Below are 21,226 nucleotides of genomic sequence, written 5' to 3' on the forward strand. Positions count from 1 at the left end.
CCTGAATAAAAAATAATAAGGACAAAACGACCTCCTTAATCACCCCGACCACGTGTACGCATGCGCCACTGAGCTAGATGAATAAATTGTGCGCACGAACAAGACTAGCCACCCGTTACGGGGTCAGATATCGTGTTAAACACGCGCTTAAAATGTGGGGAAGAAGGAAGAAGCAGTTTGAACAAACTGCTTGATGCAACTACCCGCCGGTGACGGCAAGGTAGCGACAGAAATCTGCGTTTACTTTGCCAGGATGTGATCGATCAAAGATCGACAACTATAACTGTCCACAGATTGTGCTCCATTAATTAGAAGCGCTTACTGTAACACAGAGCTAGTTTCCCTAGCAACACGTATTAATATACTGGAATGGAGTATATTTTTGTTGCGCAATAGCTATATGCGCAAACCACGGTGTTTTTTGCCATACTCCCCCTAAGCGTTTAAGGAGAGGGCACGTCAAGTCCACACCGTAGCAATTATTCCGATTTAGGGGCCGCGCCGCCTGGCGGGCTGGCGCGTGCTTGCTGACGCGCCTTTAATTCTGCAGCGATTTCTTTTTGCTCCAGCTGAATCGCAAAATCGAGTGCCGACAAGTTCATACTATTGATCAGCGCGATATCCGCGCCCTCATCGAGCAATAATTGAACCGCAGCCAATTTCCCTGAACGCACCGCCATCATCAGGGGCGTGGTTTTATTGGGGGAGATGGCATCGATATAGGCGGCATGCTCCAGCAGTAAGGCAATAATTTTGACGTCACCATTGATGGCGGCATAGTGCAATGCGGCCCAGCCAGCCTGATTCACTTCGGCACCAGCATCGAGCAACTGAGTTACAGCAGCACGATTGCCCAGATAGGCAGCCAGCATCAAGGCGGTATCGCCATTCTGCGCGCGCGCCTCTAGCTTGATGTCGGGCTGTTTAAGCAAGAGATCGACCACTTTCATGGATTTTTCGCGCAGCGCTATCATCAGCACCGTCTCGCCGCGCTCTGCTTCCAGAGTATTGACGTCCATGCCCTTCGCTAACAAGCTTTGCACGGTACGCACATCGTTAAACTTGACCGCAAATAAAAAGTCGTCGTAGGCTGCCGCGTGCGCCGAACCACTTACTCCAGCGAGGAGCAAGCATAAGCCAGAGAACAGCAGTGCGGACAAAGAAAAGGAGAATTTAGGCAAATTCATTTCAGAAAAGTCATCGCAGACTTATGGCGTAATTTTAAACAGATCAAAAAAGTTTTTGCTGGTGGTTTCTTGCACCTGCTTGACTGGCAAGCCCTTCAAGTCGGCCAGATATTCGCCAACATGTCTGACAAATCCGGGCTCATTCATTTTGCCGCGATGTGGCATCGGTGCCAGATAAGGCGAATCGGTTTCTATCAAAATACGCTCTAGAGGCAGCGCTTTGGCGACCGCCTGCAAATCCTTGGCACTCTTAAATGTCAGTATGCCCGAGAAGGAAATATAAAACCCCATCTCGATCGCGGCCAAGGCCACCTCCAGCGATTCGGTGAAGCAATGCATGACACCGGCCGCGCCACCATTATCCGTGCCTGCGCCCTCCTCGCGCATGATACGGATAGTGTCTTCCGATGCGGCACGGGTATGAATAATTAAGGGTTTGCCGCTGATGCGTGAGGCCCGAATATGCTGGCGAAACCGTTCGCGCTGCCATTCCAGATCACCTTTGAGGCGAAAATAATCCAAGCCGGTTTCACCGATCGCGATAATCTTGGGGTGCTGAGATAAAGCAACCAATTGCGCTGCACTCGGCTCTTCGGTGTCTTCGTAATCCGGATGCACCCCGACCGAGGCATAGATGTGAGGATATTGCTCTGCCAGTGCCAACACTTGCGGAAAATCAGGCAAGTCCACCGACACGCACAGCGCATGAGTAACACCGTTATCCTGCATTTTTTGCAAAATCTCGGGCATCCTCACCGCTAGTTCAGGGAAGTTTATATGGCAATGCGAATCTATATACATGGACTAAGTGGGTAGCTAAGTGGGTGGCTAAGTGCAAAATCAAGGTAGAAGCTACAGACAGCAAAGGAAGTTGCAGCAGGGCTTACTTTGAAGCGGCGATCACATTCAAGACCGCTTGCGCCGAGATACTGGCGGTGTCACGCAATAAAGTGTGGTGCATATCGGTAAACCTTTGCTTGAGTCTAGTCTGCAAGGGCAAATCCGTCAATTGCTGCCACAAGGCTTGCGCCATCGCCTCAGGAGTAGCGGCAGATTGTAAAAATTCTGGCACCAGAAACTCTTCGGCAAGAATATTCGGCAGACCTATCCAGGGTTGATAACCCATATGCTTTAAGATTTGCCACGAAGCTTCCATCATCTTGTAGGCAATCACCATAGGTTTTTTAAATAAAGCCACCTCTAGTGAAGCGGTTCCGGAAGCAACCAAGACCACATTGGCAGCTGCGATCACCGTATGCGATTGTCCATCGACCAATAAGACCGGTACGCCATCCAACTTTGCGGCCACCACCAGATTGATGTAGTAACTACGCTGCTTTTCGCCCACCATAGGCACTACGATCTGCAACTGAGGATCGCGCTCACAGAGAATTTTCGCGGTTGCGATGAAAGCTTCGGTGTTATATTTAATTTCAGAGATACGGCTACCTGGCAGCATCGCCACCACAGTCGCATCCTGCGCGATACCAAGCGCATCGCGTGCCGCCGCCATATCCGGCTCCATCTCTATCACCTGCGCCAAGGGATGACCAACGTAGGTAGCAGGAATGCCGGCCTTGCGATAAATTTCTTCTTCGAACGGGAATACCACCAGCATGTGCGAGACAGCTTGTGCAATTTTTTTGATACGACCGCCGCGCCAGGCCCAAATCGAAGGGCTAATGTAATGCATAGTCGGAATGCCGGCCTGCTTGAGCTGAATTTCCAGATCAAGATTAAAATCGGGCGCATCGACACCGATAAAGACATCGGGTCTCTCATCGAGTAAGCGTTGGCTCAGTTGTTTGCGAATCCCGGAAATTTCGCGGTAATGCATCATCACTTCAAAGATGCCACGCACCGACAACTTCTCCATAGGATAGTCGCTGACGAAGCCATGCGCCATCATATGTGGACCACCGATGCCGTGCATTAGCGCATCGGGCAATTGCGGTCTGAGCCCGGACAATAAGCGTCCAGCTAAAAGGTCGCCGGAAGTTTCACCTGCGACCATGGCGATGCGAGTTTGATTTGACACGATTTGTGCTTACTTCCTAGATTAACGAACGATGCCGCGCGTGGAGCCATCCAGAAATTCGCGTATCGCCTTGACGTGTAAGGCTTGCTCAGGCGCCAAATCAGCGACTTGCTGATCCAAGGCCAGCTTTGCCTCTTCGAGCGTCAAGCCAGACTTGTACAATAATTTATACGATTGGCGTATCGCGGAGATTTGCTCACGGCTAAAACCACGACGCTTAAGCCCCTCGACATTGATGCCATGGGCAGCTGCCGGATTGCCATTAAGCATGACGAACGGTGGCACATCCTGGGTTAAGCTGGTGCTCATACCGACCATCGCATGGGCACCAATCTTGCAAAACTGATGGGTATTTGAAAACCCGCCCAGAATCACCCAATCTCCTATGTGGACATGGCCAGCCAGGGCTGCATTATTCGCAAAAATCGTATGATTTCCGACCTGGCAATCATGCGCGATATGCACATAAGCCATGATCCAATTATCATTGCCCAGACGCGTCACACCCACGTCCTGCGAAGTGCCGAGATTGAAAGTACAGAACTCGCGTATTACATTGCGGTCGCCAATTTCTAACCTGGTCGGTTCACCCGCGTATTTTTTATCTTGCGGCGCTGCGCCTATCGATGAAAATTGAAACAGGGTATTTTCGCGCCCTATCGTAGTGTGTCCTTCTATCACTACATGCGGTCCGATTTTTGTCCCAGCGCCTATGCGCACATTCGGACCGATAATTGTGTAGGCACCTACCTCGACCGAACTGTCGAGACTGGCTTTCGGATCAATCAGGGCACTAGGATGGATAGCCATGTTTACACCGCTGCGACCGTAGTTACCCCCGCTGCCGCATCATCGGCAGTACGTAAAGTACACATCAAATCACCTTCCAAAGCCAATTGACCATCGACCGACGCTTTTGCCTTGTATTTCCAGATACCGCGGCTTACCCGGGTAATCTCGATTTCCATTTTCAATTGATCGCCTGGTTCTACCGGACGTTTGAAACGCACGTTATCAATCCCGACAAAATACACGATGGTGTTTTCATCTGGTTTCTTGCCCATCGTCAGAAACGACAAGATGGCGGCAGTCTGCGCCATTGCTTCTACCATCAGCACGCCTGGCATGACCGGCTTATTTGGGAAATGTCCGTTGAAGAACTCTTCATTCGCGGTCACATTTTTGATCGCGGTAATACTCTTACCGCTCTCCCATTCCAGCACGCGATCAACCAACAACATAGGATAACGGTGTGGCAGGTATTGTTTGATTTGATTGATGTCTAGAGTCTTCATAATTATTTTTCTGCTTTTTCTGTGAGTAACTTAATTGTTTTTTCAAGAGTGCGAATTTTTTCTCGCATGCTAGTCAGATTACGTACGATAGCCGCCGATTTTTCCCACTCAGCATTTTTCGCCAGGGGATAAAACCCGGTATATTGCCCCGCTTCGAGTATCGATCTAGAGACCATGCTGGCAGAAGAAATATGCACATGATCAACGATAGTGAGATGCCCGAGTACCATCGCAGCACCGCCAAAAGTGCAGTGTTTACCTATTTTGGCGCTACCGGCGACTCCGACGCAACCAGCCATGGCGGTATGGGCACCAATCTGACAGTTATGCCCGATCTGGATTTGATTATCGAGCTTAACACCCTCTTCGATGATGGTATCGGCCAACGCGCCGCGATCTATACTGGTATTGGCACCGATATCGACATCGTCACCTATCAGTACGCGGCCAGTTTGAGGAATCTTGATCCACTTACCAGCGTCGTTGGCGAAGCCAAAACCGTCGGCACCTATCACCGCACCGGAATGGATATTGCAGCGTTTGCCAATCACGCAATAGTCGTAAATTGTGACGTTGGCATGCAACTTGGTATCGGCATCAATGCTGACACCGCGACCGATCACCGAACCAGCACCAATCACCACATTCTCGCCTATCACCGCTTCGGCCTCTATCACCACCTGCGCCGCGATACTGGCACTTGCAGCGACCAGCGCATGTGGACTGACACTGGCACTTGGATGTATCCCCAAAGGTGGCGCAATCGCAGCAAGGGCAGCAAAATACTGCGCCGCACGGGCAAAATAAACATAAGGCTGAGCGCTGATAATGCGAGCGCCAGAAAACGCTGCACCTAGCTGCAGATGGTCGGATTCAGTGAGTATCAGTACCGCGGCACGGGTAGATTCGGCCTGTGCGCGCAGTTTAGAATTGGAGAGAAACGTCGCGTGACGCTCATCGGCATCGCTTAAAGGTGCGATGCCTATCACTACTGTATTTGGATTGCCAATTAATTGACCACCGAAGCGATCGACTAATTCACCCAGTCGCGTTCCGGAATGAGTCATGACTTACTTAGCCAGCGCTTTAATCACTTTATCGGTGATATCTATGCGCGGATTGAAATACACGGCATCTTGCAAAACGATGTCATATTTTTCTAGCTCGGCGATTTGCTTCACTACTTTTTGCGCACGTTCGACCAAAGAAGCAATCTCTTCGTTTCTACGTTGATTCAAATCTTCATTGTAAATACGTTGTTTGCGCTTGAAATCTTGATCCATATCGGTCAGATCACGCTGACGCTTGACTCTATCAGCATCAGTAATCACCGCAGACTCTTTATCCAATTTCTCCGCCAAGCCCTTAATTTTCGTCACAGTATCGAATAGTTCTTTACTGCGTTTAGAAAACTCTTGCTCAATTTTTGCTTCAGCAGCCTTGGAAGGGCTAGATTCACGCATCACGCGCTGCGAATCAAAATAGGCGACCTTAGAATCCTGAGCGTAAACAGGCGCAACGCTGACACAACAAGCTGCAAAAACCATCAGGCCTTGCAACAACTTGGACGGGGTAGTAAGTTGACTCAAAATAATCTCCATAATACAAACTAAGGCAAACCACACAAACGCAGAAAACACCGATTATATAAGTATTTTTTTAAAATCCAGTACCCATTTGGAACTGGAAGGTTTGCGTCTTATCACCCACTTTAGAATTCAAAGCTTTACCAAAACTTAATTTCAAAGGTCCCACCGGTGAGATCCAGCTGATACCAATACCTGCTGAAGCGCGCAACTCTTTGAATTGAATTTTTTGACCTTCATCAAATACGTTACCAGCATCAAGAAAGGTGAACCAACGCAGCGATTTATCTGCGCCTGGGAAAGGCACCTGCAATTCTGCATTAGCCAGCAACCGAGCGGCACCGCCCAGAGAATCCCCATAGGGATCTTTACTTCCCAAAGACGAGGCATCATAGCCGCGCACCGAACCTATTCCACCGGCATAAAAGTTTTTAAATAAAGGGTAACGACTACCACCCAAGCCATGCCCATAGTCAAATTCCCCATTGAGTGCCAGGATTACCGAACGATACACAGGTGTAAAGTATTGGTGATTATAAATTCCACGATAATATTTAAAATCACCGATCGCTGACAACTCCAGATTGGCACGTTGGTAGCGCCCTATACTAGGAGTTAAAGGGCTGTCGCGACTATCTCTTTGCCAGGCAGCAGTCAGAGGAAAGGTAGTATTGACCGCCTTGCCGTATCCGTATTCATCCACCTTACCAAAGTCTTTCACATATTGCAGATATCGAGGGGGACTAGTCGGAATTGTTTCCACCTGTGTGCGCTCAACACCAAGACCGAAAAATACCGTATCCAACTCCGAAAACGGGACACCAAAACGGATGTTTCCACCGGTAGAAAGAATTTTATAATCGCCTTGGCTACCAGCGATCGGTCTAGTAGTCCTATGATACAGATCAAAACTACGACTGACACCGTCATCAGTAAAATACGGATCGGTATGCGAGATAGCAATAGTACGATTTTGCTTGCTGGTATTGATATCCAAACCTACCGTATCACCGCTACCAAATACATTGCTCTGCTGAATCGAGCCTGTCAGCGTCAGTTTCTCAGTTTGCGAATAACCGGCACCAAACATGATATTGCCGGTTGGTCGCTCGGTTACCGCCAGATTGACATCGACCTGATCGGTACTTGTGGAGACTTCTGGCGTTTCTATCGTCACTTCTTTAAAGAAGCCTAGTCTCTCGACTCTATCTCTGGAAACTTTGATTTTTTCTCCGTCGTACCAAGAACCTTCAAACTGCCGGAACTCTCTACGGATTACTTCATCTCTAGTTTTGGTGTTGCCCGCTAAATTGATACGGCGTACATAAACGCGCTTACCGGGGTCGACAAACACCGTAAAAGCAACTTCTTTTTTCTCTTTATCCAACAAAGGATTGGCGTTTACATTGGCAAAAGCGTAGCCAAAATTCCCCATCCGTTCGGAAATGCGTCTGGTACTCTCAGTCAGTCTGGCGGCGTTGTATACATCACCTTTATTCAACAACAGTAACTGCGAAAGCTCAGCTTCACGCCCGAACATTTCACCTTCCAGCTTAATATCTGAGACCGTATATTTATCGCCCTCAATAATATTAACGGTGATGTAAATTTCTTTTTTATCCGGTGTAATTGAAATCTGAGTAGACTCAACTTGCATCTCAAGAAAACCGCGATTTTGATAAAAGGACTTGAGATTTTCTATATCGCCAGCGAGTTTTTGCTTGGAATACTGATCGGCTTTGGTGTACCAACTAAACCAGGTCGGCGTACTCAAGGCCATTAATTCAAACAGTTCGCTATCGGTAAAATATTTGTTCCCGATCACGTTGATACGCGCGATTTTCGCGATCTCACCCTCTTCTACTGCAAAGGTCACGTTCACGCGATTACGCTCTATCGGTGTAATGGTGGTAGTGATTTGCATACCGTACAAGCCACGAGAAAGATATTGACGTTTCAATTCTTGCTCAGCCCTATCCACCGTCGCTTTATCAAAAATCTTGGTCTCACCTACGCCCACATCTTTAAGCGCTTTCACCAATGCGTCTTTTTCGAATTCTTTAGTGCCGGTAAAATCAACCCCCGCAATGGTGGGACGCTCTTCCAGTAAGACGATTAAAACCCCATCTTGCGCTTCTATCTGCACGTCCTTAAAAAAACCAGTCGCATACAAAGATTTGATGGCGGAGACGCTCTTAGCGTCATCAAAGGTTTCACCGACGCGGACAGGCAAGTAACTAAAAACCGTTCCAGCTTCAGTTCGCTGCAAACCTTCAACACGGATATCCTTAACCTTAAATGGTTCAACTGCCAGGGCCTGCCCTGAGCACAATGCAAACGCTGCTAGCGCCAAGGCGCGACGACGTAAATTAGGCAAAGTATAGTTCTCTATATGTGATTTCATTAGGTATTATCTAATCTTAATATTTCTACTAGGCATTTCTAATGGAGCAACGCTGCATCAAGTTGATCAAATGACCAAACGATTATGACATGAGTCTTGCTATGTCATTAAAGAAAGCAACGGCCATTAAACTCATCAACAAAACAACGCCGGCACGTTGCGCAATCTCGCCGAACCGTTCCGACACTGGTTTTCCTGTTAAAACTTCCAGCGAATAATACAACAAATGTCCACCATCCAACACGGGGATAGGAAGCAAATTCATAACACCCAGACTGATACTGATGAGGGCAATAAAACTGAGGTAACTAATCAACCCAGTCCTGGAGGTTTGTCCGGCGTAATCAGCGATCGTAATCGGTCCGGTCAAGTTTTTCCAGGACACATCACCAGTCAGCATTTTGCCTAACATTTTGAAGGTGAGCATACTGGTTTCCCAGGTTTTTACGCTAGCTTTGATAACCGCACTCATAGGAGAGTTCACAACGCTCAGCATCTCAGGAGCGAGCATCAACTGCACCTTTATCCGCCCTATCTTTTCTCCACGGATGACGTCCGTTTCTGGAGTAACGTTTAGAGTAAGTTCTTGTTGGCCACGTTTGACTAGGAGTCGAAGACTTTTATCCGAAGAAGCGTTAATGATCTCGGTAAATTCGAGGCCATCCAACACTGCCTTACCATCGATTGTCAAAATTTGATCGCCGGGCAGTAAACCAGCACGACTAGCAGGACCTCCAGCCTCCAAACCTTGCAATATCGCAGCTGGTCTGGCCACAGAAAAACCCAACTTAGTCAAAAAATCTGACTCAAGTTCAGCATCAGTAAGACGACTCAAGCTTAAACCGAGTTCCCGTGACTCCACCTTAAGATTAACATTGTCATTGATGCGCTGTACAACAAGGCTCGCGTCAGATTTTGCTAATCCCAATTGTAATAATTTCCAGTGCAACTCAGTCCATGTCTGCACGCGCTGGCCGTTCACCGCAGTAACCAGATCACCATGACGCAAGCCTGCTTGATAAGCAGCGGAAGTTTCTGAAGGCACCCGTATTTTTGCCATCGGTTCAGGAACGCCATGCAAATACAGGCCAGTAAACAGCAGAATAGCTAATAAAAAATTGGCGATCGGTCCAGCAGCTACGATCGCGATACGCTTCCAGACCGATTGTCGTGAAAACTCCCGTAGCAGATCTTGTTCCGAGATCTCAGAAACATCTTGCTCTCGGGCGTCCAGCATTTTTACGTAACCACCTAATGGCAAAATAGAAATTGCCCATTCGGTCTGATCTACCCCCAACTTACGAGAGAAAATTACTTTTCCCATCCCCACGGAAAAACGCAAAATCTTTACGCCACACCAACGAGCAACAAGGTAATGCCCTAGCTCGTGTATCGTCACTAAGCTGCCGAGCGCCACAACAAAAGCAAGAATGGTCTGCAACATCACCATGCGCGTATGATCTCAAGGCTTAAAGCACGCGCTTCTTGATCGCATTCAAAAATCGCATCAATATCGAGGACCTCGCGAATTGAAGACTTATCCATAACGCGAGCGATGATTTGGTCTATCATTCTGAAACCTATTTTTCCATCTAAAAATGCTTGGACAGCGATCTCATTACTTGCGTTCAATATAGTTGGAGCAGATTGTCCAGTTTTTAGTGCTGCGTACGCTAACTCCAGGCAAGGGAAGCGTTTAAAATCCGGCGCGAAGAAATTTAGCTGCATGACTTTAGTCAGGTCGAGCGCTGCGACTCCCGAATTGATACGTTCAGGGTAAGCCAAGCCATAGGCTATCGGTGTGCGCATATCTGGATTTCCCATTTGCGCCAGAACCGAGCCATCCAAATATGAAACCATGGAATGGATAACACTTTGAGGATGTATCAGCACCTCAATTTGTTCCGCAGGCGCGTTAAACAACCAATGCGCCTCAATTACCTCTAGGCCCTTATTCATCATCGTGGCCGAATCCACCGAGATCTTCCGTCCCATAACCCAATTTGGATGCGCAACCGCCTCTGCAGGAGTCACATTATCCAGTGAATTCAAAGCGCGATTGAGAAAGGGACCGCCAGAAGCGGTCAGGATGATTTTATCTACGCCATGCTGTTGCGGGCGTCTGTCATAAGTTTGCGGCAGACATTGAAAAATCGCATTATGCTCACTGTCGATTGGTAATAAAGTCGCCCCACTCATCCGTATTGCATCAATAAACAACTGACCTGACATTACCAAGGCTTCTTTATTTGCCAGTAAAACCTTCTTACCTGCTTTCGCTGCCGCCAATGAGGCCGGTAATCCAGCAGCACCAACTATCGCCGCCATAACTGCATCACACGCATCGGCGCTGGCAACCTCACATAAAGCCTGAGGTCCGTATAAAACCTCTGTTGTCAGCTTTTTTTCACGCAACAACAATTGCAGCTCCGCCGCGGCTAACGCAGTCCCCACCACCGCAAACGAAGGTCTGAATTGCACGCACTGTTCAGCCAACTTCTGCACCTGACTATGTGCGGTCAATGCATAAACGGTGTATAGATCAGGATGCCTGGATATCACATCTAGCGTGGATACACCTATCGATCCAGTCGAGCCCAAAACACAAATTTTCTGCATATTTTTATTCACCGAACTCGCGATCATCGCAACCACAGATCCAAGAGTGCCGCCAGAGGCAACACAGGAATCAAGGCATCGATACGATCCAAAACACCGCCATGACCGGGGAGCAAAGCACTACTATCCTTCATGTTTGCCCGCCGTTTCAAAGATGACTCAAATAAGTCGCCAACAACACTGGCGCTAGCCAGCAAAGTAAAGACCAGCACAAAACCCAACACTCCCAACTTAATAAAAATCTTCGCCGGAAAAATATCTGTCGCGACACCAAGATAAACAGCAAGCCCGCCGACAAGCAGCACCCCAAGCCAACCACCTATGGCACCTTCCCATGATTTCCCGGGTGAAATTGAGGGCGCAAGTTTACGCCTGCCAAATGCCTTACCCGAGAAATACGCCCCCACATCGGCAACCCAAACTACGGCCATGACGGACAGGAAAAACAATGGAGAGTGCGCAAACAAGACAGTCATGGCGACAAAGCAGCCGAAGATGCTTAATCCATAAATACCATTTAATGTGCTATTTGAAATACTGTTTAATGCTGGCAAGCCAAAGGCTAGAGATGGAATCAACCTTAGCAACCAAAACAATACGCACAACGCGAACAATAGCGGAGTGGTTGGACTAGAGAGTAAGAAGCCGTTAAGGCTGAGGTAATAAAACAGCGCTGACCAGACCAGCGCCATAAGAAGTGGGGCTGGCTTATTAAATAAACGTTGCCCTTCCCACATCGCGGCGCCGAAGAAGAGCGTTGCGACAATTGAAAACAGCTGAATTGAACCTAAGTACAGGATAGGAACTAGCACTGCCAACAACAGCAAAGCTGTAATGACACGAGTTTTAAGCATAATTTACCTTATCGCGAATGTAGTTTTATTGCCTACCTAGGCAAGGACTTGCGCACTTGTACGACCAAAGCGCCGCTCTCTTGCTTGGTAGGATTTAATCGCGTCATCTAAAGCATGCGCATTGAAATCCGGCCAAAATGTATCCGTGAAATACAATTCACTGTATGCCAGTTGCCATAACAAGAAATTGGAGATTCTAGTTTCGCCGCCAGTGCGAATGAACAAATCGGGTTCAGGCGCATACGCCATAGACAAATACGGCGCAAGCTGCTCTTCGGTTATGGCATTATCGGGCGTTAGCTCTTGTTTAAGTCGATTAAATGCTTGCACAATATCCCAACGGCCACCGTAATTAGCACAAATCGTCACGGTCAACCCTTGATTGCTTTCCGTAAGAGTTTCGGCCGCGTGTATCGTTTTTTGCAATTGCGCGTCAAACCGCGACAAATCACCAACCACTTTAAGACGAATGCCATTCGCATGCATTTTCACGACTTCTTTTTCAAGCGCAGTGACAAAAAGACGCATAAGCAAAGAAACTTCCTCTGCAGGCCTGCGCCAATTTTCAGAACTAAAGGCAAATAACGTCAAATACTTCACTTCACGCTTAACGCAGGCTTTAACCATGACACGGACAGCGTCCACACCCTTAGCATGTCCAGCCACTCGAGGCAAAAATCGTTTGGTCGCCCAACGACCATTGCCATCCATGATGATCGCGATATGCTGTGGAACACTTCCCACAACAGGAACTTCTTTTGTCGAACTAATGTGAACCATGTATATCCAGAATGAGTGAAAAAATACTCTCGACGACAAGCTATACCGTCAATACTTCTTTTTCCTTATCAGCCAGTGATTTATCCACATCAGCCACAAACTTGTCCGTCAATTTTTGGATTTCATCCGATGCGCGACGCTCGTCATCCTCGGAACATTCCTTATCTTTTACCAGCTTCTTCAGTGACTCATTCGCGTCACGACGAATATTGCGAATAGCAATCTTCGCATCTTCACCTTCGGTCTTGACCAATTTAACCATTTCTTTGCGCCGCTCTTCAGTCAAAGCTGGAGTAGGGACGCGTATCATTTCGCCTTGCGTAGATGGATTCAAACCTAGATCTGCATCACGAATTGCCTTCTCTATCGCCGATATCATCTTCTTTTCCCACGGCTGAACGCCAATGGTACGAGCGTCGATCAAAGTCACGTTTGCCACCTGAGTGATATTGGTAGGCGCGCCGTAATAGTCAACCATCACGTGATCCAAGATCCCTGTATGAGCGCGACCAGTACGCACTTTAGAAAGATCTACCTTTAGAGTCTCGAGCGACTTTTGCATCCGCAATTGAGTATTATTTTTTACTTCTATGATGGACATACCATCCTCCTGTACAAATCAATGCAGACAAATATCATTATTTATCTTATTTATTTCAATATAAAACAAGGGCAGATATAGGCCAACGAGCTTACCTATATGCCATGAAGCAAATTATACGTGGACAAGCGTGCCTTCGTCGCCACCCATAATCAGATTTTTCAATGCACCCGGCTTGACAATAGAAAACACTTTGATCGGTAATTTCTGATCACGACAAAGAGCAAATGCTGTGGCATCCATCACTTGTAAATGACGAGAAATGGCCTCATCAAAAGAAATAGTGGAATAACGCGTAGCTGTAGGATCTTTCTTCGGATCTGCGGTATAAACACCATCAACCTTGGTCGCTTTTAATACGATTTCAGCACCGATTTCAGAACCGCGCAACGCAGCAGCAGTATCAGTGGTGAAGAATGGATTTCCTGTTCCCGCAGCGAAAATCACCACCTTACCTTCTTCCAGATACTGCAAAGCCTTAGGACGCACGTAAGGCTCAACGACCTGCTCAATTGCAATTGCCGACATCACCCGAGCCACAACGCCAGCCTGACGCATCGCATCACCCAAGGCAAGCGCATTCATGACGGTTGCCAGCATTCCCATGTAATCCGCCGTAGCCCTATCCATTCCCTGCGCACCAGGCGCGACTCCGCGAAAAATATTGCCACCACCAATTACAATTGCGAGCTCAACACCCATTCTCGACACTTCAGCGACATCGGCGACCATACGTTCAATGGTAGCGCGATTAATACCGTAAGCATCATCGCCCATCAAGGCTTCGCCAGAGAGCTTCAAAAGCACACGCTTATAAGCAGGTTTAATCACGGTCCGGGCTCCTTAAAAAATAAATGAAGATATTATTGTGAATACGCTAGATAAAAAAACACTATCCAAATCCAACGTACTGGCAAAAATAACCTAGTAACAAAAGCCTCAAAATTGAAGCTTAAAAAAACGGGCCTTTCGGCCCGTTTTTTTGCCTAATTACGCTTGCTTTGCGGCGGCGACTTGCGCTGCCACTTCTGCTGCGAAATCATCTTGCTTCTTCTCTATGCCTTCACCTACAACATACATAGTAAAAGACTTGATGGAAGCGTCAACAGATTTCAACATTTGCTCAACAGTTTGCTTATCATTCTTAACAAAAGTCTGATTCAACAAAGAAACTTCTTTCAAAAACTTTTGAACCGAGCCTTCAACCATTTTGGTTACGATATCAGCTGGTTTACCAGACTCAGCCGCTTTCAAGGATGCGACTGAACGCTCCTTTTCAATCAATTCAGCAGGTACTTGATCGGCAGACAAAGAAACTGGCTTCATCGCAGCGATATGCATCGCAACGTCTTTGCCGACTTGTTCGTCACTGGCCGAAAATTCAACCATAACGCCAATACGTGTGCCATGCAGATAAGAAGTCAACTTATCGGCAGTGTCAAAGCGCTGAAAACGACGGATTGACATATTTTCACCGATACGACCGATCAAAGCAGCACGAACAGTTTCCACAGTAGAGCCATCCAAAGGCAGCGCAGCCAATGCGGCCACATCTGCAGGATTGTGCTCAGCAACCAATTTTACGCATGCATTTGCAAAGGCGATAAAATCGTCGTTTTTGGTAACGAAATCAGTTTCGCAGTTAACTTCGATCAAAGCACCAACACCACCGACAACAACTGAAGCAACTACACCTTCAGCAGTTATACGCGAAGCTGCCTTGGAAGCCTTACCACCCAACTTAACGCGCAAAATCTCTTCAGCACGCTCCAAATCACCATCAGCTTCTACCAATGCTTTTTTGCATTCCATCATAGGCGCATCTGTCTTTGCGCGCAATTCACCTACCATCGCTGCTGTAATCGCCGCCATGTATCTCTCCTAGTTACGTTGCATCACAAAGATGCCATCAATAAATTCTGTTTAAAAAAAGGGGCGAACGATTGTTTGCCCCTTTTATTTTGACTTTACCGAATCAAAATCCGGCAAAAATCATTCGCTATTACGCTTGCTCTACTTCAACAAACTCGTCAGCACTTGGCTTAACTGCTTCCAGCACTTCATTCACAGCATTTGCACGACCTTCCAAGATTGCATCAGCAACGCCACGAGCGTACAGAGCAATTGCCTTAGACGAGTCATCGTTACCAGGAATAATGTAAGTTACGCCATCTGGTGAGTGATTAGTATCAACGATACCGATTACTGGAATACCCAATTTAGCGGCCTCAGTAATAGTACCTTTATGAAAACCGACATCCACAACAAAAATCGCATCAGGAACACCAGCCATATCCTTAATACCGCCGATAGACTTTTGCAACTTGATCATTTCGCGTTGAAACATCAAAGCTTCTTTTTTCGACAACTTCTCTACTGAACCATCTTCCACAATCGCTTCCATGTCTTTCAAGCGTTTGATTGAAGTTTTTACAGTTTTAAAGTTAGTCAACATACCACCCAACCAACGCTGATCAACGTATGGCATGCCAGCACGTTGCGCTTCAGCAGCGATCAACTCACGCGCTTGACGCTTAGTACCAACCATCAATACTGTACCGCGATTAGACGACAATTGACGAATGTACTTGATTGCTTCCTGGTACATGCCCAGGGTTTTTTCAAGATTGATAATATGGATTTTATTGCGATGACCAAAAATGTACGGAGCCATTTTTGGATTCCAGAAACGGGTTTGATGACCAAAATGGACACCGGCTTCCAACATTTCACGCATTGATACAGACATAATAACTCCAGGGTTAGGTCTTGAATCCAAGTCAGTGATCCCATTCGGGACACCCTTTTTGACCAGATTCGTGTTTAAAAAATTACTAAATTTAAGTCATTAGCTAAAGAAACACTCTAGCCAACCATCTATTGTACTACGATTAGCAAACATACTTCAAGCTTGTTGATCGCACTACTCGCCGCTCAGCATGAGCGAATAGTGCAGTCCTGGACTATAATCGCGTATTACTGATTTTTCAATTTACATGGTTAAGCATGACATCTATTTCTATTAAAACACCAGAAGACATCGCGGGAATGCGCATAGCCGGTCGACTCGGATCTGAAGTTCTCGATTACATCACACCCTTTGTAAAAGTTGGTGTGACCACGGGCGAAATTGATAGACTTTGCCACGAGTACATGCTGAACGTACAGGGCAGCATACCTGCCCCTTTAAACTACTGCCCTCCTGGCTATACTCCTTACCCAAAAGCAATTTGCACTTCAGTCAATGATGTTATTTGCCATGGAATTCCAGGTGATAAAGTATTAAAAAGTGGCGACGTCGTTAATTTAGACATTACCGTCATCAAAGATGGTTATCACGGTGACAATAGCCGCATGTTTTTAGTGGGCGAGCCGTCGATACTGGCAAAAAGACTCAGCGAAATTACTTACGAATGCATGTGGCTAGGCATCTCAAAAGTTAAACCTGGTAATCATTTGGGCGACATTGGCCACATTATTCAACAACATGCAGAAAAAGCAGGCTATAGCGTAGTCCGAGAATTTTGTGGACATGGCATAGGTAAGGTTTTTCATGAAGAGCCTCAAGTTCTCCATTACGGACGCCCGGGCACTTTGGAAAAGCTCGCGCCAGGGATGATTTTCACGATCGAACCTATGATTAACGCCGGTCGTCGTGAAATCAAGGAAATGGGAGATGGCTGGACCATCAAGACTAAAGACCGCAGCCTATCAGCGCAGTGGGAGCACACCATACTCGTCACCGAAACTGGCTATGAAGTCTTAACCCTATCCGCCGGTTCACCACCACCACCTGCATTCATTACCACAGCCAAATGACAACGCCAGTCCCCGCGCTCGTCTTCAAACAAGAACTGAAGGCAGCGCAACAACTTGTAATCAGTACATTCAAAGAAAATACCAAAGCAGAAGCCTTACTTCAAAATCTATGCCGCTGCGTAGATGGCATCCTAGGAAAAATCTGGAAGAGCTATGACTTTCCAAAATCGACCGCGCTGGTGGCAGTCGGCGGCTACGGCCGTGGCGAGTTATTTCCCCATTCCGATGTCGATGTACTAGTCTTACTTACAGAGTCGCCCGATTCTGCATTGCGTGCAAAATTAGAAAACCTGGTGCAGGTTTTATGGGATATCGGCCTGGATATAGGTCATAGCATACGCACTGTCGACGAATGCATTACTGAAAGTAACGCGGACATCACTGTCCAAACCAGCCTACTCGAAGCGCGACTACTAACAGGCAGTAGAAATTTATTTCGACAATTACAAATTCGTTTCGATGAGAATATGAATCCTCAGCAGTTTTTCCAAGGTAAGCTCCTGGAATTGCAGCAGCGACACGTCAAATATGAAGACACTCCGTACAGTCTAGAACCCAACTGCAAAGAGAGTCCTGGCGGGCTAAGGGATTTACAAGTGATCCTCTGGGTCGCCAAAGCTGCAAAACTGGGCAATTCGTGGAAAGAATTAGCTGAGCATGGGCTAATTACCGCCACCGAAGCCCATCAGCTGAAACGCAATGAACGCGCCTTCAAGGATATCCGCATACGCCTGCACATACACGCCGGTCGACGCGAGGATAGGCTTATTTTTGATATACAAACAGCAATAGCCGAAACCTTCGGATTCAAAACTACTGAATCCCGACGTGCCAGCGAGTATCTCATGCAGCGCTATTATTGGGCCGCAAAGGCAGTTACCCAGCTCAATACCATACTATTACAAAATATTGAGAGCACTCTCTTTCCACAACCCTCAGTTCCTCAAGCGGTTAATGAGCGCTTCAATGAAGTCAATAGCTTCATTGATGTCGCCAATGATGACGTCTTTAAGACCTCGCCATCGGCGATGCTAGAAGTGTTTTTACTGCTGGCTCAGCACAACGAACTAAAAGGAATGACAGCGCGCACACTACGCGCTTTATGGCATGCGCGTTTCTTAATTGATGCCGGATTTAGACACGACATTTTTAATCGCGCCCTGTTTTTACAGATATTGCAGTCTCCGCAAGGCATTACCCATGCTTTACGGCACATGAACCAAATGAGCATACTTGGTCGTTATTTGCCAAATTTTCGCCGCATCATAGGACAGATGCAACACGATCTGTTCCATGCCTATACGGTAGACCAGCACATTTTGATGGTGGTACGTAATCTGCGCCGTTTTACCATGACCGAGCATGCGCATGAATACCCATTTTGCAGCCAGTTAATGGCCAATTTCACGCAGCCTTGGGTGCTGTACATTGCAGCCTTGTTTCACGACATAGCGAAGGGCCGCAATGGCGATCACTCCATATTGGGCATGAGTGACGCCAAGAAATTTTGTCATGATCACGGCATTTCAAAAGCCAACTCTGAACTCATTGTCTTCCTGGTGCAAAACCACTTGACTATGTCTCATGTTGCGCAAAAACAAGATTTATCCGATCCAGAGGTCATTCAGCGTTTCGTGACGCTAGTCAAAGACGAACGCCATTTAACGGCATTGTACCTATTGACCGTATCAGATATACGCGGCACCAGCCCGAAAGTCTGGAACGCCTGGAAAGGCAAACTACTGGAAGATTTATATCGCATCAGTCTGCGCGTGCTGGGCGGAGAAGCGCCATCCAAAGACCGGGAATTAAAAAACCGCCAACAAGATGCCTTGAAATCTTTGCGCCTGCACGGATTGGCAAGCAATGCCCACGAAAAACTATGGCAACAGCTCGATATGGCCTATTTTTTGCGCCACGACGCATCCGATATCGCCTGGCAAACGCGCGCCTTACATGACCGCATAGAGAGTCAGACGCCGGTCGTAAAATGCCGGCTCTCCCCGATCGGCGAGGGATTGCAAGTGGTGGTCTATGTCAAGGATCAAGCAGATTTATTTGCCCGCATTTGCAGTTACTTCGATGGCAAAAATTTTAGCATTTTAGATGCCAAAATTCACACAACTAAAAGCGGCTATGCGCTAGATACTTTCTTGGTGACTGAACCTGCGTTTGCGAATAATTATCGCGACATTATTAGCTTAATCGAACATGAATTAGCAGAAATTCTCATACGGCAAACCCCATTATCAGAACCAAATCGCGGCCGACTTTCGCGTCTATCGAGAACCTTCCCTTTAGCCCCTATCGTCGACTTACGACCTGACGAAAAAGGCCAATTCTATTTGCTCTCGATATCAGCCAACGATAGAAATGGCCTGCTATATGCGATCGCCAATGTTCTCACCAAATACAAAATTAACCTTCATACTGCGAAGATTATGACCTTGGGTGAACGGGTAGAAGACGTTTTTCTCATTGACGGTGCAGCCCTGCAACACGCCAGAACCCAAATACAATTAGAAACCGAACTACTCGATACTTTACGTATTTAAGCTAACACCCAGCCAAAAAAAACGACCACTTCAAGAATCAGTGCCCGCACTAAACCATTTACTCAGTACTAACTCACTATCATGACCGAACAATTACGCCTCTCAAAAAGAATGTCCGAACTCGGACTTTGCTCCCGCCGCGAGGCCGATGAATGGATAGAGCGCGGCTGGGTGCGCGTTGATGGCAAAATCGTCTCGGAACTTGGCAGCAAAGTCTTCCCGCATCAACGCGTCTCCGTTGAGCGCCAAGCCGCAGCCGAACAATCTAAACGCGTCACCATCCTCATTAACAAACCGGTAGGATTGGTCAGCGGACAAGCGGAAGATGGCCATCAACCAGCCATTTCATTAGTCAAAGCAGAAAATCGCTGGAGCGAATGCCCAGTGGATAATCAATTCCATCCAACTCAACTCATGAGCCTGGTCGCCGCCGGCCGCCTCGATATAGACTCGGTGGGCTTATTAGTACTCACCCAAGATGGCCGTATCGCCAAACACTTGATTGGACAAGACACCACAGTAGAAAAAGAATACCTGGTGCGCGTTCAATACAGCAAGCCAGGACGATTACCAGAAAAGGATTTGCGTTTATTGAATCACGGCTTAAGTCTGGATGGGAAAAAACTTATTCCTGCAAAAGTCCGCTGGCAAAATGACGATCAACTCAATTTCATCCTAAAAGAAGGAAAGAAACGCCAAATCCGCCGCATGTGCGAAATGGTAGGCCTCATCGTTTTAGGCTTGAAACGCGTCAGAATTGGGAAAGTGAAATTGGGCAAGCTACCAGAAGGCCAGTGGCGCTACTTGCAAGAAGACGAACAATTTTAAAAGCGAAATTTCGAACAAGTTATTCCATCACTTCATATACTCCCCCTAGAAAATTTTAAAACTAGATGATTACGCATAGAGATAGTGCGCTCTCTGAATCTACTAGGTAGGAGTATCGTCATATTACTCGTAGGTACTTGAAATGAATCGGGGCTATTCCGATTCATTTCAGGTCGCGCCGCCTCCTCCCTTCAAAAAACTTTGCGCCACGGATCTGAGAGTGAGCAAGGGAAATTAGGTAGAGAGCCTGAAGCACGACAAGACAACGACAAGAAAAATATCTAAAAGTCAATAATCCAAACTCTCCAAGAGCTCGAATTCCCACATACTCCCCTAAAATTAAATTGAAACAGCCCAATTGCGCATACAGGTTGTGCGCATTAAAAATATACAGGAGGGAGTATCTTCACGACGACGGTGCCGCGGACGGATAATTCGGCAGTGTCGATCTACACGAATGGCGTCAAGGCGAGTAGTAAACGGTTTTCTGGTGCGCTTCACACCCCGCAAAGCAAAAACCCCTCAACAGTACTCTGTTGAGGGGTTTTCTAATAAAAGCCTGACGATGACCTACTTTCACACTGGTTGCAGCACTATCATTGGCGCGGAGTCGTTTCACGGTCCTGTTCGGGATGGGAAGGGGTGGTACCGACTTGCTAT

Annotated in this window: 19 protein-coding genes and 1 rRNA gene; 3 read left to right on the forward strand and 17 right to left on the reverse strand. The window is 47.1% G+C overall.

What is annotated here, in order from left to right:
- Positions 1–479: 479 nt before the first annotated feature.
- From ACO0K8_RS06555 to rpsB, 16 genes are all read right to left on the reverse strand, one after another.
- Positions 480–1,181 (reverse strand): ankyrin repeat domain-containing protein, encoded by a 702-nt coding sequence (locus tag ACO0K8_RS06555; RefSeq protein WP_422945812.1) that lies wholly within the window; start codon positions 1,179–1,181, stop codon positions 480–482.
- A gap of 27 nt (positions 1,182–1,208) precedes the next feature.
- Positions 1,209–1,988, reverse strand: a complete 780-nt coding sequence (locus tag ACO0K8_RS06560; protein WP_422945813.1) for a TatD family hydrolase — start codon at positions 1,986–1,988, stop codon at positions 1,209–1,211.
- A gap of 82 nt (positions 1,989–2,070) precedes the next feature.
- Positions 2,071–3,225 (reverse strand): lipid-A-disaccharide synthase, encoded by a 1,155-nt coding sequence (gene lpxB, locus ACO0K8_RS06565; RefSeq protein ID WP_422945814.1) that lies wholly within the window; start codon positions 3,223–3,225, stop codon positions 2,071–2,073.
- Positions 3,226–3,246: 21 nt separating this feature from the next.
- Complete coding sequence (gene lpxA, locus ACO0K8_RS06570) at positions 3,247–4,035, reverse strand: acyl-ACP--UDP-N-acetylglucosamine O-acyltransferase (protein WP_422945815.1); 789 nt, start codon at positions 4,033–4,035, stop codon at positions 3,247–3,249.
- A gap of 2 nt (positions 4,036–4,037) precedes the next feature.
- On the reverse strand, positions 4,038–4,520 hold the full coding sequence (gene fabZ / locus ACO0K8_RS06575) for a 3-hydroxyacyl-ACP dehydratase FabZ (RefSeq protein WP_422945816.1): 483 nt from the start codon (positions 4,518–4,520) through the stop codon (positions 4,038–4,040).
- Between the two features lie 2 nt (positions 4,521–4,522).
- Positions 4,523–5,587, reverse strand: coding sequence for a UDP-3-O-(3-hydroxymyristoyl)glucosamine N-acyltransferase (lpxD, locus tag ACO0K8_RS06580; protein ID WP_422945817.1), 1,065 nt, complete (start codon positions 5,585–5,587; stop codon positions 4,523–4,525).
- Positions 5,588–5,590: 3 nt separating this feature from the next.
- Positions 5,591–6,121, reverse strand: a complete 531-nt coding sequence (locus ACO0K8_RS06585) for an OmpH family outer membrane protein (protein WP_422945818.1) — start codon at positions 6,119–6,121, stop codon at positions 5,591–5,593.
- Positions 6,122–6,179: 58 nt separating this feature from the next.
- On the reverse strand, positions 6,180–8,510 hold the full coding sequence (gene bamA / locus ACO0K8_RS06590) for an outer membrane protein assembly factor BamA (RefSeq protein ID WP_422945819.1): 2,331 nt from the start codon (positions 8,508–8,510) through the stop codon (positions 6,180–6,182).
- A gap of 82 nt (positions 8,511–8,592) precedes the next feature.
- Positions 8,593–9,960 carry an RIP metalloprotease RseP gene (rseP, locus tag ACO0K8_RS06595; RefSeq protein WP_422945820.1) on the reverse strand — a complete coding sequence of 456 codons (1,368 nt, stop codon included), beginning with the start codon at positions 9,958–9,960 and terminating at the stop codon, positions 8,593–8,595.
- Positions 9,954–11,129 (reverse strand): 1-deoxy-D-xylulose-5-phosphate reductoisomerase, encoded by a 1,176-nt coding sequence (ispC, locus tag ACO0K8_RS06600; protein WP_422945821.1) that lies wholly within the window; start codon positions 11,127–11,129, stop codon positions 9,954–9,956. Before ispC ends, rseP begins: the two co-directional genes overlap by 7 nt.
- Positions 11,130–11,152: 23 nt before the next feature.
- Complete coding sequence (locus ACO0K8_RS06605; RefSeq protein ID WP_422945822.1) at positions 11,153–11,983, reverse strand: phosphatidate cytidylyltransferase; 831 nt, start codon at positions 11,981–11,983, stop codon at positions 11,153–11,155.
- 36 nt (positions 11,984–12,019) lie between these two features.
- Positions 12,020–12,763 carry a polyprenyl diphosphate synthase gene (gene uppS / locus ACO0K8_RS06610; RefSeq protein WP_422945823.1) on the reverse strand — a complete coding sequence of 248 codons (744 nt, stop codon included), beginning with the start codon at positions 12,761–12,763 and terminating at the stop codon, positions 12,020–12,022.
- A 40-nt stretch (positions 12,764–12,803) separates the two neighbouring features.
- On the reverse strand, positions 12,804–13,364 hold the full coding sequence (gene frr / locus ACO0K8_RS06615; RefSeq protein ID WP_422945824.1) for a ribosome recycling factor: 561 nt from the start codon (positions 13,362–13,364) through the stop codon (positions 12,804–12,806).
- A 114-nt stretch (positions 13,365–13,478) separates the two neighbouring features.
- Entirely contained in the window at positions 13,479–14,195 is a 717-nt protein-coding gene (gene pyrH / locus ACO0K8_RS06620; protein WP_422945825.1) for a UMP kinase, read from the reverse strand.
- A 159-nt stretch (positions 14,196–14,354) separates the two neighbouring features.
- Positions 14,355–15,236: a translation elongation factor Ts gene (tsf, locus tag ACO0K8_RS06625; protein ID WP_422945826.1), complete on the reverse strand. Its 882-nt coding sequence runs from the start codon at positions 15,234–15,236 to the stop codon at positions 14,355–14,357.
- 130 nt (positions 15,237–15,366) lie between these two features.
- Positions 15,367–16,113 (reverse strand): 30S ribosomal protein S2, encoded by a 747-nt coding sequence (rpsB, locus tag ACO0K8_RS06630; protein WP_422945827.1) that lies wholly within the window; start codon positions 16,111–16,113, stop codon positions 15,367–15,369.
- Between the two features lie 257 nt (positions 16,114–16,370).
- Here rpsB and map point away from each other — a divergent pair, with 257 nt between their 5' ends.
- From map to ACO0K8_RS06645, 3 genes are all read left to right on the forward strand, one after another.
- Positions 16,371–17,183: a type I methionyl aminopeptidase gene (gene map / locus ACO0K8_RS06635; RefSeq protein ID WP_126128985.1), complete on the forward strand. Its 813-nt coding sequence runs from the start codon at positions 16,371–16,373 to the stop codon at positions 17,181–17,183.
- Positions 17,180–19,738, forward strand: coding sequence for a [protein-PII] uridylyltransferase (locus tag ACO0K8_RS06640; RefSeq protein WP_422945828.1), 2,559 nt, complete (start codon positions 17,180–17,182; stop codon positions 19,736–19,738). The genes map and ACO0K8_RS06640 overlap by 4 nt, the downstream gene beginning before the upstream one ends.
- 81 nt (positions 19,739–19,819) lie before the next feature.
- A complete protein-coding gene (locus ACO0K8_RS06645) occupies positions 19,820–20,566 on the forward strand; it encodes a pseudouridine synthase (protein ID WP_422945829.1) in 747 nt (248 codons plus the stop codon).
- 557 nt (positions 20,567–21,123) lie between these two features.
- Here ACO0K8_RS06645 and rrf read toward each other — a convergent pair.
- Positions 21,124–21,226: ribosomal RNA gene (rrf, locus tag ACO0K8_RS06650) — 5S ribosomal RNA — on the reverse strand; the annotation flags it as partial.

Origin of the sequence: Undibacterium sp. Ren11W, from assembly GCF_049340485.1 — a bacterium.
In the GTDB taxonomy this organism is placed as follows: Bacteria; Pseudomonadota; Gammaproteobacteria; order Burkholderiales; family Burkholderiaceae_D; genus Undibacterium.

Excerpts from the sequence above, each read along its gene's own strand:
- ACO0K8_RS06560 (WP_422945813.1), bottom strand. The coding sequence starts at position 1,988 with ATGTATATAGATTCGCATTGCCATATAAACTTCCCTGAACTAGCGGTG.
- lpxA (WP_422945815.1), bottom strand. The coding sequence starts at position 4,035 with ATGGCTATCCATCCTAGTGCCCTGATTGATCCGAAAGCCAGTCTCGAC.
- fabZ (WP_422945816.1), bottom strand. The coding sequence starts at position 4,520 with ATGAAGACTCTAGACATCAATCAAATCAAACAATACCTGCCACACCGT.
- lpxD (WP_422945817.1), bottom strand. The coding sequence starts at position 5,587 with ATGACTCATTCCGGAACGCGACTGGGTGAATTAGTCGATCGCTTCGGT.
- ACO0K8_RS06585 (WP_422945818.1), bottom strand. The coding sequence starts at position 6,121 with ATGGAGATTATTTTGAGTCAACTTACTACCCCGTCCAAGTTGTTGCAA.
- bamA (WP_422945819.1), bottom strand. The coding sequence starts at position 8,510 with ATGAAATCACATATAGAGAACTATACTTTGCCTAATTTACGTCGTCGC.
- rseP (WP_422945820.1), bottom strand. The coding sequence starts at position 9,960 with ATGGTGATGTTGCAGACCATTCTTGCTTTTGTTGTGGCGCTCGGCAGC.
- ispC (WP_422945821.1), bottom strand. The coding sequence starts at position 11,129 with ATGCAGAAAATTTGTGTTTTGGGCTCGACTGGATCGATAGGTGTATCC.
- ACO0K8_RS06605 (WP_422945822.1), bottom strand. The coding sequence starts at position 11,983 with ATGCTTAAAACTCGTGTCATTACAGCTTTGCTGTTGTTGGCAGTGCTA.
- uppS (WP_422945823.1), bottom strand. The coding sequence starts at position 12,763 with ATGGTTCACATTAGTTCGACAAAAGAAGTTCCTGTTGTGGGAAGTGTT.
- frr (WP_422945824.1), bottom strand. The coding sequence starts at position 13,364 with ATGTCCATCATAGAAGTAAAAAATAATACTCAATTGCGGATGCAAAAG.
- tsf (WP_422945826.1), bottom strand. The coding sequence starts at position 15,236 with ATGGCGGCGATTACAGCAGCGATGGTAGGTGAATTGCGCGCAAAGACA.
- rpsB (WP_422945827.1), bottom strand. The coding sequence starts at position 16,113 with ATGTCTGTATCAATGCGTGAAATGTTGGAAGCCGGTGTCCATTTTGGT.
- map (WP_126128985.1), top strand. The coding sequence starts at position 16,371 with ATGACATCTATTTCTATTAAAACACCAGAAGACATCGCGGGAATGCGC.
- ACO0K8_RS06640 (WP_422945828.1), top strand. The coding sequence starts at position 17,180 with ATGACAACGCCAGTCCCCGCGCTCGTCTTCAAACAAGAACTGAAGGCA.
- ACO0K8_RS06645 (WP_422945829.1), top strand. The coding sequence starts at position 19,820 with ATGACCGAACAATTACGCCTCTCAAAAAGAATGTCCGAACTCGGACTT.